Raw genomic sequence first — 14,553 nt, 5'->3', positions numbered from 1 at the left:
TTGCTTTAGATATCATGTTTGAAATCCAGTCCTTCGACGAATTGGACGAACTCTTGGACGACCTTCATTTCGAGGGTTTGCTGGTGATAAAACATCCAGGTCTTGCGTACGATCGGGTTGTCGTCTTTATCCTTGATCGGGATGAGATGCAGATGGGGATAGTTTTCGACGAGGACGCTTGGTAGGATGCCATAGCCTAGCCCGTTTTGGACCATCTCTTTACAGGTTTCCCCGTTGTCCACTTCCATGCCGATCAGCGGGGGCTTCGAATAGGTGCGGCTCCACCAGTTGTCGATCAGCGACTTTAAGAGGTTATCACTGTCATACTCGATCCGGGGCAGGGTGGGCAGATCCTCCGGCTTGATTTTTTGGAGGGAGGCAATACAGATATTCTCTTCAAAAAGAAGCGTTTTGGATTCGGCCCATTCATAATCGCCCCGTACGATCCCGATATGTACATCATGATTGTAGACGTGGTTAAAGACTTCACTGCTCCAGCCTGTAATCACCTTGTAATCTACCTTGGGGTATCTCTCCTGAAAGAGCTTGAGCAGGCGGGGGAGCTTGTGGATGGAGATATAGTTGGAGACGGCAAGCCGCAGGGTGCCCATCACTTCATTCTCCATATTTAAGGCTTCTTCTTTGATCTGGCGCAGGCGGTTGAGCATCTCGTCCGCGCATTTGGCGAGGTATTCGCCTTGTGGGGTGAATTGTACGCCGCGTGTTCCGCGCTGAACGATGGTGACTTTGAATTCCTTTTCCATCTGTTGCAGCCGCTTGGTTAGGGAGGGCTGGGTTATATATAAGCTTTGCGCTGTCTTGGTTATATTCTTTTTCTCATAGAGAACCTTCAGGATTAGCCAGTCTCGATCATCCATGTGCGACTTCCTCTCAGTAGAGTCCCGGATTTCTATCTAGATGCTTAGTATGGCTAAAAATGAGGAAGAAGGCAAGAATCCGAGTGTTAGGGATAATCTGCGACTATCTAACTCAAGTAGCCTGAGAGCATACCGATCACCCCGCCGCCGAGCACGAGCCATGCACTGTTGATTTTGTAGCGGAAGACGATCACAAGCGACACCAGTGCCAGCACGATACTCAGCCCATCGATCAGTGATGCCATCCCGAGCTGCAGAGTCACGACTGCCATCAATGCAAGTGAGCCTACATTAATACCGTCCAACAGGGCCCCGGTCGCTTGGGAGCTCCGTAGCTTCTCCACCCACGGATTCACCAATGCGACGAAGACGAATGCAGGCAAGAAAATCCCTACCGTCGAGACAATCGCCCCCGGCGTCCCTGCGACCACATATCCAACGAAGGTAGCGGTCGTAAATACCGGCCCCGGTGTGAACTGTCCGATGGCTACCGCATCAAGCAGCTGCTGCGGGGTGAGTACCTGCCATTTTTCCACGAATTCAGACTGAAGAAATGCAAGCAGCACGTAGCCGCTGCCGTACAGTACCGAACCGATTTTGAGAAACGTCCAGAATAATTGCCCGACCGCCGCCGTCTTGGCTGCACCTGTCAACAAAGCGGGTGCCGAGGAGACCATGAGGAATGGCAGGGTAGGGGGTAGGAGAGCGTGGGCTTGTTGTCCGCGCTCTTTTCTTTTATAGAGGAAATACATCAGGCCGCCGGCTAAGACGAGCAGGAGAATTTCATTCACCCCGGCAAAAGCAAGGACTGCTGCCACACCACCGATGATGGCGAGCGTGGTGTTTTTCACAGCGGTTTTGCCCAGTCCCCAGAGCGCATGGATGACAATCGCCATAATCACCGGCTTCATCCCGTAGAGAATACTGCCCAGCTCTGGCATATTGCCAAACTCCATATAGATGTAGGCCAAGGCCAAGACGATCAGCATCGCAGGCAGGATGAAGCAGGCTCCTGCGAGGATCAGACCAAGCCACCCTGCCCGCACATAGCCCAGATGAATCGCAAGCTCCGTCGAGTTCGGGCCTGGGATCAGGTTGGACGCACTCATCAGGTCGAGGAAGCGCTGTTCACTGACCCATTTACGCCGCTCGACGAACTCCTCCTTCATCATTGCTGTATGTGCCGCCGGCCCGCCGAATGCGATCAGCCCCAGCTTGAGAAAGACGGTTGTCACTTCCCACAGCTTTTCTTTATCCACGATCATCACTCCCTGTCAATGACAACTATGCCGTTAGCATACAGAATGCAGACCTGTTGCACAAGACATAACCATATGAAGGAAACAAAGCATGTCAAACTTCACAATTGCTTAACAAACGCTTAACTCCCACTTCAAGCTAGACCTTTATCATAACAAGTGTAGAAGGAATGACACCAAACACCACTTATTTTAAGGAGGCTTTACCTTGAAAAAGTTTTCATCTGTCTTCATGGCATGCGTTATGTCTGTAGGTCTTCTCCTGACTGGTTGCGGTCAAACCGCACAACAACCAGCGGCTCAACAAGGACAACAAGAGCAAGCAGGGACAACTACTCCAGAAACACCTGCTGTAGATAGCACTCCTGTAACAGCTGTAGGTTCCACTGCGATCCAACCACTTGCTGAGCAAGCAGCGAAACTTTTCATGGAGAAGAATCCTGGTGCGCAAATCCAAGTACAAGGCGGCGGTAGCGGTACCGGTCTCTCCCAAGTATCCGGTGGTGCGGCAACCGTAGGTAACTCCGATATCTTCGCAGAAGAGAAAAAGGGAATTCCAGCAGCTGAGCTGGTCGACCATAAAGTAGCAGTAGTAGGGATGGTAGCAGCGGCTAACCCACAAGTGGGCGTTGACAACCTGACCAAGGATCAACTCGTAGGCATCTTCACAGGCAAAATCACCAACTGGAAAGAAGTTGGCGGTGCTGATCAAAAAATCACCCTCGTAAACCGTCCGAAGTCCTCCGGTACTCGCGCAACCTTCATCAAGTTCGCTCTGGGCGGCGCTGAAGAAGCAGAAGGCATCACAGAGGATTCCTCCGGTACTGTTCGTAAAATCATCGCAGAAACTCCAGGTGCAATCGGCTACCTCGGTACTTCTTACATCAATGAATCTGTAAAAGGTCTCAAGCTTGACGGCGTTGAAGCAACTGTTGAAAACATCACCACCAACACCTACCCAGTATGGGCTTACCAACACATGTACACCAAAGGCGAGCCAACCGGTACAGCAAAAGCATTCCTCGAGTTCATGGCTTCTGATGACGTGAAAAAAATCATCACTGAGCTTGGTTACATCCCTGGTGATGAAATGAAAGTAGAACGCGACGCTGAAGGCAAAATTACTCAAAAATAATTCAAACACATCGAAATTGTAACGAAAATGTGACCATATCGTATGGAAACGCATTGAGGGGGGCTAGTCTGCCCCTCCTTCGTGTGTTCTTCTAACCATTCATAGGGGGTACGTCATGAATCAAGTAGAGAGATCGACAGTGGTGGGGAGCCAGTCCGTGCCACAACAACATGGGAAGAGCTCTGCCGATCGATCAGAAATTCATCGTAAGCTGCTGACGCCAAATAAATCGCATATGTTCGGAGACCTGTCAGGACGTGTGATCACACTCCTGTGTGCGGGTCTGTTGATTGTGGTAACACTCTCGATCACGTACTTCATCGCATCCAAAGGGATTGCTACCTTTGCCTTCGACGGAGTGAGCCTATCCGAGTTCTTGAGCAGCAGCAAATGGGACCCGGAAGATGAACCAGCCCAATTCGGTGCCTTCTCCTATATTCTTGGTTCTTTCATCGTAACGGTAATCGCGGCATTGATTGCGGCTCCACTCGGGATCGGGGCAGCCATCTTCATGACCGAAATCGCACCGAACTTCGGGAAAAAAGTACTGAAGCCGGTCGTCGAGCTGCTCGTTGGTATTCCGTCTGTTGTGTACGGTTATGTCGGTCTTACGCTGTTGGTTCCTTTGATTCGTGACAGCTTCAATGTTCTTGGATTCAGCTTGCTCGCAGGGGGTATCGTGCTCTCCATCATGATCCTGCCGACCGTGACCAGTGTCGCGACCGATGCGATTGAGACTGTCTCCCAAGATCTCCGCAATGCTTCTCTGGCTCTGGGTGCGACCCGTTGGCAGACGATTTGGAATGTCGTACTTCATAGCGCGATGCCTGGTTGTCTCACAGCGGTAGTCCTCGGGATGGCCCGTGCCTTCGGGGAAGCGCTCGCGGTGCAGATGGTAATCGGTAACACCACCAAGCTTCCTGGCAGTCTGCTTGACCCAACCAGCACACTGACCAGCGGTATTACGCTCAACATGGGGAACACCATCCCAGGTACCGCTTACAACAATGCTCTTTGGTCAATGGGTCTGTTGCTTTTGATCATGTCGTTCCTCTTCATCGTATTGATCCGAATCCTGGGCAGAAAGAAGATGGTGTAACCCATGAGTAATAAAATGAAAGACCGCCTCGCTACCGTCCTTTTGACCCTGATTGCGGTCATTATCATTGCGATCCTGTTCGGTTTGCTCGGCTTTATCCTTAAGAACGGCGCTGCCAAGCTCAACTGGCACTTCCTGACCTCTCCACCAGACCTCCTCAATCCGGGTGGTGGTATCGGTCCGCAATTATTCAACTCGTTCTATCTGCTGTTTCTGACCATGGCGATTGCACTGCCGATCGGTCTGGGTGCCGGGATTTACATGGCAGAGTATGCACCAGACAATAAATTCACCCAGTTTATCCGACTCAGTATTGAGGTGTTGTCCTCACTGCCGTCCATCGTCGTAGGTCTGTTTGGTCTCTTGGTGTTCGTTAACTTGACTGGCTGGGGCTACTCGATTATCGCAGGTGCTTTTGCCCTGACTGTCTTTAACCTGCCGCTGCTGGTGCGGATCACCGAGGATGCGATCCGCTCTGTCCCACGCGACCAAAAAGAAGCGAGCTACGCACTCGGTGTCACCAAATGGAAGACCATCACAACGGTCATCCTGCCGGCAGCGATACCGGGTATCATCACAGGTGCGATCCTTGCCTCCGGCCGTGTCTTCGGGGAAGCGGCAGCCCTGCTCTTTACCGCCGGGATGAGCTCTCCTGATCTGGTCTACAGCAACTTTGACCTGAACAGCCCGACCTCACCGCTCAACGTATTCCGTCCGGCTGAATCACTCGCCGTACACATCTGGAAAGTCAACACAGAAGGTCTTGTACCGGATGCGCGAGCGGTTGCCGACGGTTCTGCTGCGGTCCTCGTTATCGCTGTCCTGATCTTCAATATCGGCGCGAGATGGTTCGGCAGATGGCTGTACCGCCGCATGACTTCTGCTTCTGCATCTTAGGAAGAAGGGTGAGAACCAATACATGAACGAGACAATCCTGCACGATACGATCATCAGCACCGACGACCTGTGTGTCTATTACGGAGATAAACTTGCTGTGAAAAATATCAACATGGAGATTCAGCGCAATGCCGTGACGGCTTTCATCGGTCCGTCCGGCTGCGGGAAATCTACGTTTCTGCGCTGTATCAACCGGATGAACGACCTGATCCCTGGCTGCCGTGTCACCGGTAAGATCGAGATCGACGGCCTCGACATCAACCAAAAGCAGATTCGGATGGAAGGGCTGCGCCAGATGATCGGCATGGTATTCCAGCGTCCGAACCCATTTTTCAAATCGATCTTTGAAAATATCGCGTACGCCCCGCGCTTCCACGGCACGAAGAAAAAAGCCGATCTGGAAGTGATCGTGGAACAAAGCCTGCGCAAAGCAGCGCTCTGGGACGAGGTCAAAGATCGCCTGCACGAATCGGCCCTCGCGCTCTCCGGCGGCCAACAGCAGCGCCTCTGTATCGCCCGCGCGATCGCGATGGAACCGTCGATCCTGCTGTTGGACGAACCGGCATCAGCGCTCGACCCGATCTCTACCGCCAAGATCGAAGACTTGATCCTGGAGCTGAAGGAAGAGTACACCATCGTCATCGTCACTCACAACATGCACCAAGCCGCCCGTATTTCTGACGAGACCGCCTTTTTCCTTATGGGCGAATTGATCGAGAAAGATATTACCTCCAACATCTTCACTGCACCTGGCAACAAGAAGACAGAGGAATATATCAGCGGACGTTTTGGTTGATCCCATTTAGATCCTGCAACGAGACAAGACAGCTATTTCCCTTCAATAAAAGTGAGAAATGGCTGCCTTGTCTTTTTTAGTATTTAGTAACATTTTGCACTATTGACATGTTGTTAAGATGAATTGATAATAATGTAAAAAAGAGAGTGTGGAGGGATTTTTGTGGTGTTGAAATTTTTAAGAGAGACTGTTTTTGCATCCTATCTGTTGACGGCTCTTCGGCTGTATTTGGGCTGGACCTGGATGCAGGCAGGATGGGGAAAGATCGCAGGTGGCGGATTTGACGCCTCAGGGTTTTTGCATGGGGCTATCGAGAAGGCATCTGGGGATCATCCGTCTGTTCAATCCTGGTGGGCTGGTTTTATCAATGGGTTTGCGTTACCGAATGTAGATTTGTTTAACTTCTTGGTTCCTTGGGGAGAGTTTTTGGTAGGAGTAGGCTTGTTGCTTGGTTCGTTTACAACATTTGCTGTGTTGATGGGTCTGGTGATGAATTTCTCTTATATGTTCTCCGGGACGACCAGTACCAACCCACAGATGGTAATCTTCGGCTTGTTCATTCTGGTAGCAGGCTATAATGCAGGGAAAATCGGCATTGACCGTTGGCTGGTTCCGATGTACAGAAAAGCGCTTGGAAGAAAAGCAGGGCAGGGAGAGCTGCCACAGAGTATTTAATCTATCTAACTAGTTGCTGATACAACATTTGGCTAATCCAACATATAAGGAAAGCAAATAAAAAGAGAAGAGGCTGCCCTCAGTCAGATCAAATGACTTGGGGACAGCCTCTTTTGGTATACAGCCTGATGCTGACGAGATCTTTGCCTTGTCCGGATTAATAGGTATAGGTGAAGGTTCCCATCATTTCATAGCTTGTGTTTGGAGATTTGTCGTAGTAGTAGTGCAGGATCCAGAGGTAGGTTTTGCCGTTGGTTGCCCAGTATTGGGAACCCCATTGGCTCAGCTTACCGGTGGATGCTGTTCCACCTGAGCCTTGGGTACCTGCGTTGTATTGGGACTCAAACAGAGCGTGGGAAGTCGCTTTTTCCAAGCCGATGCCACCGACCGCACTCACTGCTGCGTTGGTATTGGCGTGTGCGGTTTTTACAGTGAAGTTCTGGCTGTTGGTGGTGTCGTCTACCGCTGCGTTATAGGTTGGATATTTTGGATAGAAGATGTGGTACCAGCCAAACATTTTGGTTGCTTCTGCACATGCTTTCAACGCCTCTGTATGCCAAGTCACATACACTTCATTCGGAAGCACGTTGGTTACATAATAGTAGAAATCAATGGTTTTGGTGCAGCTGCTGCCACAGCCATAATAACTGTAGTTGACGTATTTGGTGAGGCGGACGTTGATATTGTATTGCTTGTTGTGATCGCCTGTAGCATCTGGATTGACGCCATCTTGGTCAGCCTTCTCTGGAGTGGACAGCTTGGCTACTTCCTCGCCGTTACGGTTGAGGATTTTGCCATTTACCTTTTCAGAGTCGAGCTTCGCCATTTCTTTTTCATCGGCTGTGCGAAAACCGATTCCTGCTTCCGCAATCGCACTCACTGGAGCAGAAGACAATTCAGCCAGTTTCCACTCGCCCTGCTCTTTTACAACAACAGCGAGTCGGTAGTTGACCCCGTCCAGATAGTAAGGGCTCTCTTCAAAAACATCGTAGTTGACCGCGGTGTAGAATACATGAACTTCTTCGTATTGCTCTTCATATTTTTCGAAGTCAACAAAAGCTTGTGCCTCCTCCTTGGAGAGTTCCTTCAGATCGACAAGCTTCGCTGTCTGGATGTTATGTAAGCCGAGGTGTTCCTTCTTGCTTTTCTCGTCTTTAGAAAAATCGGAGTAGATGGCTTGTTCTGCCGATACCCAAAGAGGTGTAGCTGCACTCCAGTTGTGGTTCTGCTCATAGGAGACCATTTGCGCTACGATGTCAGATGGCGCCCCGTCTTTGGATTGTGCAAACGCCCCAGAAACGGGTCCGATCGCAGGGATCGAAGTTGCACCTAACATAGTAAGAGCGAAAGCTGAAACGATGCTTCTGGTAAAAACTTTTTTCATAATCACATCCACTCCCTTAATATGATAATTTAGATAATATGGATTAGTTTATTTTGTTAACTAAATAATGTCAATATATTATATTTCTTACATTAGGGAGAAACATATATTTGTTCTATAGCGTCAAACCATTGTAAAAAGAAAAATAGGAGTGATCGTTTTGAAACCCATGCGTGGTCAATCGTTTATCTATCTGGCACTGACAGCTGTATTGCTTGGCGGTTGCGGAAATACGCAGACTGCCTCACCTCCGTCGGCCGCGCCGCAAGCCAGTGAACCAAGCAAACCACCCATCGATCCTGCTGATCTCGTGCAGGCTGTCGAAGCCGATCTCTATGGTACCGGAAAAGAAGAGGTATACAGCTTGGCAAAAGTGCCACAGGCAGGCGTAGACATCCCTGCTGGTTGGAAGCTGTATGAGGGGGCAATTGAGCGGGTGTCTGTCGAGAATCCAGAGGCAGACCTCCATGCAAGGGTTGAGATGGATGACCTGAATCATGATACCAAGCCGGAGGTGCTGCTGTACCGCGAATCCACAGGCAGCGCGGGAGGTATCAAGCTCAACATCTACCAACCAGATCAGAATGCCTGGAAACCGCTTTTCATCGTGGATACCAATCCGCAAATCTCTGAAAAAGATCGCTTCGACGTAAGCTATATAGGTGAATACAAGGTACGTTTTTCAGACAAACAAACAGGCCTGCAAGCGGTGATTCCACTTGATCCAAACGAGGCTAAGGATATGAAGGAAATGCTCCCCCGCATAACAACATGGATTGATCCGATCAATGAGTACGCCGTTGCTGACGTAGATGGGGATCAGATCAAAGAGGTGGTCACCAAGCAGGCGGTCATCGGGGTAAGCCATCCGCATCGGATCGCGATACTGGAGACGACTTACAAGCTCCAAGATGATAAATTCGCCGCGAATAAGCTGACCCTGCTCACTCCAGATGGGAAGAAGCTGGGGGAAGCACCAGTGAAATAATTAGTGCCTTACGGTAAATCATCAAGTGGGAGAGGGTAAGCCAAAAAAGCCACTGAGCCATCGGTTATTCTGGCTCAGTGGCTTTTGATTTGTGGTTGAACGCTACTTTTTTTCAGCAAATGATAAGCTGACGAGGGAAGCTCGGTCTCTAGGCTTACTTCATCTCTACCGGGATCAACTTGCCTGTCACTGCATCGACGAATCTCCAATCATCGGATGGAGTGTAGACGAGGAGAGGTTCTGGGGCCATTTGACCGAAAAATTGTGGCCAGACGTACTCCAGTTGAAGTTCTGTTGCCTCTACAAATGTTTTTTGGGCATCGGCGAGAGAGACATAGGTGTCACTGGATGGAAGTGGGGTGCCTGGTTTGACCGTATGGGCGCTGAAGTGATTGAATTCCCCTGTAGCCGCGTCAATAGAGAAGCTGAAGCTGTCGTCTTGTATCAGAATGTTGTTGTGAAGACCATGGATGACTACACCGTATTGGGCACGGTAGTCTTTCAGAAGGTCTTTATCCAGCTTGCTCTCATCTACCCATGCAGGTGGTGTGAATGGATTCTCAACCAGTTCCAAATGGGTGATCAGAGCTTTTTTCTCAGCGGTCACATACTTGGAGAGGAATTGTTCTGCGATCTCTTGGGCTTTTTCTTTGGAGATGTAGCCGTCTTTTTTAGCTGGAGTAGTGCGCTCCGTGGTGATGTGCACGATCTGATGGTTGCTTTTGTCGATGACGACAGTAGCATGACGCGGGTCTTTATGGTGTTCGTCTAGAGCCATCCAACTGTAATTGATTGTCTGGATTCCATCTTCCCGTGGATAGCTCGTTTCGCGGAACTCAAGGCCTGTCACGTCAAAGTTCAATTCCTCTTTGAGGAAGCTCTCGGCTTTTGCCCGAGAATCAATGGTGAAGCCTTTCCCTGAGGGCTTCAGGGTAAGCGGGATGCCAGGACCTTCCTCTGGACTTTTGTAATATTCCACGGTTTCTCCGGTGAGTGCATGGAGTGGAAGGGCATTGAAATCGTATTTGAGGACGGGCTTGGTGTCGGTCGCACCAGTCTGTTGATTTACGGACAACGGTTGTGTGCTGTTGTAGGTGAGTTTTCCTTGGAGCTCCTTGCTAAGAGCTGTTTTGGCTGCTGGAAGGGATAAGGCTTTGGATGGATCCGGGAACTTACTGACATCCGGTTCCGCTGATTCAATGCTTTGGTAGTGGAGGATATGTCCGCCTTGATCGACGGCGATGATGATCTCATAGCCTGCAAGCGGGATGTTGTTAATCAGGCGAGTAAAGTGGACGGTGGCATGTGCACTCTGCTTTTTCTCCCCGGTGACAGGGTCAGGATAGCTGTCGATACCATTGCCGATCTGATCTCGAATCTTGTAGTTGTTCGCGGCTGCTCCGATGAGAGACTGTAGGAAAGCTGCGGCTTTTTCCTTGGCGAATTCCTTGGTGGGCATCTGAGGGGAAGCCCATGCGTCATTGCGGTAGCTCATATTGAGCAGCTTGCCGGACTTGGCATCAAAATCGAGGAAAGCAGTCGTATACCGTTTTGAATCGTCTGCTTTTTCAGGTCTGTCGGAGATGGTGATGCTCCAGCCGTTGATACCGTTGCCATACAGGTTTGGGATGTATTGCTTTTGCATAGTCGTCAGGCTGTTCAGCGAGGGAATCAGCTCTTTGAGTTGAGCAAGGGATGCTTCTACCTTGGCTGGCAGCTGTTGTTTGGCAGAAGTGGTTTCGTTGGTCGGAGCTTGCTTCGTATCGGTTTGAACGATTTGGATGGCGCCTGCCTTGGGCTGTGTTGCTTCTTGGGCCCAGGCTGGTGTAGTGGAAAGCAGGATGGCCGCGGCGATGGTACCCATGAGTTTATTTGTGTGTCTCATTTTTTACCTCTACTCCCTTAATTATCAATTTATCTTTCTATATAGTTATGACGAAGGACCGGGTGATTCGTCACTCCAGATGTCTATCCATACGGAGGAAAAAATGACCCCGGAAATCATACCGGAGTCATTTTGAGTGATAGTAGAAGATGTGGTGTTATTTCTTGTCGGAACGGTGTTCGACGGTAATGACTTTGCCGCTGACCGCGTCGACGAACTTCCAGTCAGAGGATGGAGAGTAGACGAGGACTGGTTCTGGAGCCACTTGACCGAAGAAGGTCGGCCAGATGTATTCCAATTGGAGTTCGGTCGCATCGGCGAACGCTTGTTGTGCATCTGCTTTGGAGACGAGCTTATCGCTTGCAGGCAGTTCGACGTTGGCTCTGACGTTGCGGGCGTTGAGATTTTTCAAGGCACCGGTGTGAGCGTCCAGTGTGAAGGAGAAGGACTCATCTTCTACCTGAATGCCATTGTGGAGGCCGTTCACACGGATGAGATAGTGAGGGGTAGAGTTATCCAGTATGTCTTTATCAAGCTTGTTTTGATCAACCCAATCAGGAATGTTGATTGGAGAATCAATTAATTCCAGATGAGAGATCACGACTTGCTTCTCCTCAGTCACATAGTTGGAGAGGAAGGTCTCGACGAACTCTTGGGCTTGGTCTTTTGAGATCAGGTCGTCATTTTTGGATGGAGTTACATCGGTTGTGGCGAAATATTCGATCTGGTTGTTGGTGGTATTAACGTGCAGTCTGATGCGTCGTGGCTCATCGTTCTTGTCGCCGTAGCCTTTGGACCAGACATAGTAGATTTCATTTTCTTCTGGAAGATCGACCTTCTCGAATTCGAGATCAGTCAGATCAAGGTGAAGCTCTTCTTTGAGGAAAGCCTCTGCTTCAGCCTGATTGCGGATGGAGAAGCCTTCTCCGGTTGGTTTCAAGGTGACAGGGATATTGGTATTGCCTGTCCGGCCATGGGAGAGCTCTTCGGATACTTCACCTGTGATGGCATCGATAATAGGGGCGTTGAATTCGTATTTGAGGAAAGGCTTGGTTTCCATGTTACCAGAGCCGCCGATGTAGATCACAACCGGTTGTTTGCTGTTGTAGGCGAGTTGGCCTTCGAGCTGCTTGCTGAATGCTTCTTTGGCTTCGTCAGCGGAAAGGGCTTTGGATGGATCGGCAAATTTGCTCTCATCAATCTCAGTAGTCGGAATGTTCTGATATCCGAGGATGTTTCCTTTTTCGTCGACGCTTACAATTGCATAAAAACCGGACAGCGGTACGTTCTTCACCAAGCGGTTGAACTGGACGTTCGCATACACACTCTGCTTATACTTACCTGCTGGGTCACGGTAGCTGGTCATACCAGATCCCATACGGTCGGACAACTTGTAATCGCTCATCTCATCACCTAAGAGTGCTTGGATGAAAGCTTCTGCTTTTTCCTTGGCGAGATCGTCGGAAGGCATATCAGGGGAAGCAAATTCTGGATTACGGTAGGTCATGTTAACCAGTTGACCGGTTTTGGCATTGAAATCGAGATAAGCGTAAGTATATTCTTTCTCATCGTCGGCCTGTTCCGGTCTGTCGGAGAGGATGATGCTCCAGGTTTTGATCCCGTTGCCGTATTTATTTGGGATCAATTGCTTTTCCATGCTGGTCAGATCAGCCAGGGAAGGGATCAGCTTTTTGATCTTGGCAAGGGATGCTGCTACCTTGGCAGGCACCTGTTTGTCAACAGAAACGCTTTCTTGGGTTGGAGCTTGTTTGGTTTCGCTCTGTACGATTTGGATCCCGCCTTCTTGGGCCCATACTGGTGTTGCAGAAAGAAGAATTGCTGCGATGACAGTGCTCATGATTTTGTTTTTGTGTCTCATTTGAACCTCGACTCCCTTTATTAAATATTTTAATTATCTCTTTCTGTATGGTATGACGCAGGTGGTAGGAAATAAGTTACATCTGCTACAAATAAAAAATTATAAACAAAAATAGACCCCCTCTAAATTCCTAGAGGGGGCGCTGTAAGTTAGATCATTTTTCCTGTTGTGGCGTCGATGAAACTGAATTTGTTTTTCGGTACATAGACTAGATAGGGCTGTGGTGCGAATTGCCCGTGGAAGCGGGGCCAGACATAGCGTAATTCGAGGGAAAGCTGGTCGAGATAAGCTTTGCGCGCCTGGTCGACGGACAGCTTGGCAGGGACTGCTGGCAGGCTGTCTGTAGCCGCGGGTGAAAAGGCGTAATAGCTTCGGAACGCTCCTGTAGCGGCATCCACGGATACACCGAAGGAGTCATCCTGCACAGGAATGCCGTCATGCAGTCTGGAGAACACGATAACATACTGGTCACCGTCAAATCGGATGGGGGATTCCATCGCCAGCTTGCCCTGATCGACCCAGCCGGGGATGAGACTGTCTCTGCTGGAGAGGAAGACCTGTGTGATCTTCATCGTCTCGTTCGTATTGAGGAAGCCCTCGAGATAGGAGATGGCAGCTCTCTGTGCGGCCTCTGATGTGATCCGTTTGCCTGGTGTATGCGTGGCTAGCGGCTCCGGCAGGATGAGCGAGGTGATATGGCGGCGGGCGTGATCGATGGTCATGGTGATGGTTCTTCCGGTAGGCTCATCCACCCATTGGTAGGTGTCCTCTGGCAGACCTGATGCGGGATGAATCCCGAGCTGGACAGAGTGTTGCATCTGATCAGGATGGATGCCGAATTGTTGCTGTATCAGTGCAGCGGCGTCTGCCTGCGAATAGATCAGCAGATCCGTACCGGTTTTTTTCAAGGGAACGATGGTATCCGGGTATTGGGTGTGGCGGGATGCTGGTTCCAGCCATATTTTTTCGCCGGTCAGGGCGTTGATCACGGCGGTTTCTACTTCGTATTTTAGGACAGGTGCGGTCTTAGGTCGCTCACCTGATTGGATAGAGGTGAACAGCTGTTGTTTGCGGTAGTATGGATACAGCTCCAGATGCTTGGTGAATGCTTTTTTGGCTTCCGTCATCGTGATCGCTCTGGAGGGAATGGGGAAGGCGGAGGGGTCGTGTATCTGGGAGTGATCTTCATAGCGGAGGATCTCACCTGTCTGGCCGACCCACACGGTGATTGTGCTGTGATCAAGCGGAATCCCGTTGATCAGTCGTTCAAACCGGATAGGATAGGCATAGGTGAGGGGACTGTTCGCGGTGAGCTTGTCAGCGTCACCCGTGACGATTTCGGGGACAGTCATCCTGTCTTGTACCAGCAGGCGGTAGTGTTTGGCCTGAGGACCGAGGTGTTTCTGTAAAAAGAGCTCAGCGGTCTGGATCGCGCTGGTTGGAGTGATCGGGGTGCCTTCGTTTTCATTGGATTTGGGGGAATGTGGAGAGGTTGAGTCCGTATGGTTATGGGCGGAAGCGGGTGTGGCGGACGATAGCATGCTTGTAGTGAGTAGCACAGCAGCAACTTGGTTGAAGCATTTCATCTCAAAAACTCTCTCCCTTCTTTCTCTCGCATACATTTATTATACGAACCAGTCAGAAAATTAGTTGCAAATATTTTCCTATTAGAAAAAAA

The 14,553-nt window shown here is 50.0% G+C and carries 12 protein-coding genes; 6 read left to right on the top strand and 6 right to left on the bottom strand.

Going from position 1 to position 14,553, the window contains the following annotated elements; translation table 11 throughout:
• Nucleotides 1-5 precede the first annotated feature (5 nt).
• Together FGI41_RS19325 and FGI41_RS19320 are read right to left on the bottom strand one after the other, a co-directional pair.
• Complete coding sequence (locus tag FGI41_RS19325) at nucleotides 6-878, bottom strand: LysR family transcriptional regulator (protein WP_139491967.1); 873 nt, start codon at nucleotides 876-878, stop codon at nucleotides 6-8.
• Between the two features lie 107 nt (nucleotides 879-985).
• Entirely contained in the window at nucleotides 986-2,137 is a 1,152-nt protein-coding gene (locus FGI41_RS19320) for a chromate transporter (protein WP_218015244.1), read from the bottom strand.
• Between the two features lie 208 nt (nucleotides 2,138-2,345).
• Between FGI41_RS19320 and FGI41_RS19315 the strand changes: the two genes are divergently transcribed.
• From FGI41_RS19315 to FGI41_RS19295, 5 genes are all read left to right on the top strand, one after another.
• Nucleotides 2,346-3,272 (top strand): phosphate ABC transporter substrate-binding protein, encoded by a 927-nt coding sequence (locus tag FGI41_RS19315; RefSeq protein WP_139491965.1) that lies wholly within the window; start codon nucleotides 2,346-2,348, stop codon nucleotides 3,270-3,272.
• 235 nt (nucleotides 3,273-3,507) lie between these two features.
• A complete protein-coding gene (gene pstC / locus FGI41_RS19310; RefSeq protein WP_438358040.1) occupies nucleotides 3,508-4,371 on the top strand; it encodes a phosphate ABC transporter permease subunit PstC in 864 nt (287 codons plus the stop codon).
• A gap of 3 nt (nucleotides 4,372-4,374) precedes the next feature.
• A complete protein-coding gene (pstA, locus tag FGI41_RS19305) occupies nucleotides 4,375-5,268 on the top strand; it encodes a phosphate ABC transporter permease PstA (RefSeq protein WP_139491963.1) in 894 nt (297 codons plus the stop codon).
• A gap of 22 nt (nucleotides 5,269-5,290) precedes the next feature.
• Nucleotides 5,291-6,064, top strand: a complete 774-nt coding sequence (gene pstB, locus FGI41_RS19300) for a phosphate ABC transporter ATP-binding protein PstB (protein ID WP_139491962.1) — start codon at nucleotides 5,291-5,293, stop codon at nucleotides 6,062-6,064.
• Nucleotides 6,065-6,226: 162 nt separating this feature from the next.
• On the top strand, nucleotides 6,227-6,739 hold the full coding sequence (locus FGI41_RS19295; protein WP_139491961.1) for a DoxX family protein: 513 nt from the start codon (nucleotides 6,227-6,229) through the stop codon (nucleotides 6,737-6,739).
• A gap of 157 nt (nucleotides 6,740-6,896) precedes the next feature.
• Here the strand turns inward: FGI41_RS19295 and FGI41_RS19290 are convergent, their stop codons facing one another.
• On the bottom strand, nucleotides 6,897-8,123 hold the full coding sequence (locus FGI41_RS19290; RefSeq protein WP_139491960.1) for a SpoIID/LytB domain-containing protein: 1,227 nt from the start codon (nucleotides 8,121-8,123) through the stop codon (nucleotides 6,897-6,899).
• Between the two features lie 169 nt (nucleotides 8,124-8,292).
• Here FGI41_RS19290 and FGI41_RS19285 point away from each other — a divergent pair, with 169 nt between their 5' ends.
• The gene (locus FGI41_RS19285; protein ID WP_497497538.1) at nucleotides 8,293-9,111 is read left to right on the top strand and encodes a YybI family spore inner coat protein; all 819 of its coding nucleotides are present in this window, start codon (nucleotides 8,293-8,295) and stop codon (nucleotides 9,109-9,111) included.
• A gap of 154 nt (nucleotides 9,112-9,265) precedes the next feature.
• Here the strand turns inward: FGI41_RS19285 and FGI41_RS19280 are convergent, their stop codons facing one another.
• The 3 genes from FGI41_RS19280 to FGI41_RS19270 all read right to left on the bottom strand — a co-directional run bounded on the left by FGI41_RS19280 (nucleotide 9,266) and on the right by FGI41_RS19270 (nucleotide 14,461).
• On the bottom strand, nucleotides 9,266-10,996 hold the full coding sequence (locus tag FGI41_RS19280) for a YcdB/YcdC domain-containing protein (RefSeq protein ID WP_139491958.1): 1,731 nt from the start codon (nucleotides 10,994-10,996) through the stop codon (nucleotides 9,266-9,268).
• 157 nt (nucleotides 10,997-11,153) lie between these two features.
• The gene (locus FGI41_RS19275; RefSeq protein ID WP_139491957.1) at nucleotides 11,154-12,875 is read right to left on the bottom strand and encodes a YcdB/YcdC domain-containing protein; all 1,722 of its coding nucleotides are present in this window, start codon (nucleotides 12,873-12,875) and stop codon (nucleotides 11,154-11,156) included.
• 149 nt (nucleotides 12,876-13,024) lie between these two features.
• The gene (locus FGI41_RS19270; RefSeq protein WP_139491956.1) at nucleotides 13,025-14,461 is read right to left on the bottom strand and encodes a YcdB/YcdC domain-containing protein; all 1,437 of its coding nucleotides are present in this window, start codon (nucleotides 14,459-14,461) and stop codon (nucleotides 13,025-13,027) included.
• Nucleotides 14,462-14,553: the final 92 nt, after the last annotated feature.

The organism is Brevibacillus dissolubilis (assembly GCF_006170445.1).
GTDB classification, from domain to species: Bacteria; Bacillota; Bacilli; order Brevibacillales; family Brevibacillaceae; genus Brevibacillus_B; species Brevibacillus_B dissolubilis.
Note: the sequence above shows the minus strand (reverse complement) of the source record. Positions and strands in the feature narration are given on the sequence as shown.

Excerpts from the sequence above, each read along its gene's own strand:
- pstC (WP_438358040.1), top strand. The coding sequence starts at position 3,508 with ATGTTCGGAGACCTGTCAGGACGTGTGATCACACTCCTGTGTGCGGGT.
- FGI41_RS19280 (WP_139491958.1), bottom strand. The coding sequence starts at position 10,996 with ATGAGACACACAAATAAACTCATGGGTACCATCGCCGCGGCCATCCTG.
- FGI41_RS19290 (WP_139491960.1), bottom strand. The coding sequence starts at position 8,123 with ATGAAAAAAGTTTTTACCAGAAGCATCGTTTCAGCTTTCGCTCTTACT.
- pstB (WP_139491962.1), top strand. The coding sequence starts at position 5,291 with ATGAACGAGACAATCCTGCACGATACGATCATCAGCACCGACGACCTG.
- FGI41_RS19270 (WP_139491956.1), bottom strand. The coding sequence starts at position 14,461 with ATGAAATGCTTCAACCAAGTTGCTGCTGTGCTACTCACTACAAGCATG.
- FGI41_RS19325 (WP_139491967.1), bottom strand. The coding sequence starts at position 878 with ATGGATGATCGAGACTGGCTAATCCTGAAGGTTCTCTATGAGAAAAAG.
- FGI41_RS19275 (WP_139491957.1), bottom strand. The coding sequence starts at position 12,875 with ATGAGACACAAAAACAAAATCATGAGCACTGTCATCGCAGCAATTCTT.
- pstA (WP_139491963.1), top strand. The coding sequence starts at position 4,375 with ATGAGTAATAAAATGAAAGACCGCCTCGCTACCGTCCTTTTGACCCTG.
- FGI41_RS19285 (WP_497497538.1), top strand. The coding sequence starts at position 8,293 with ATGCGTGGTCAATCGTTTATCTATCTGGCACTGACAGCTGTATTGCTT.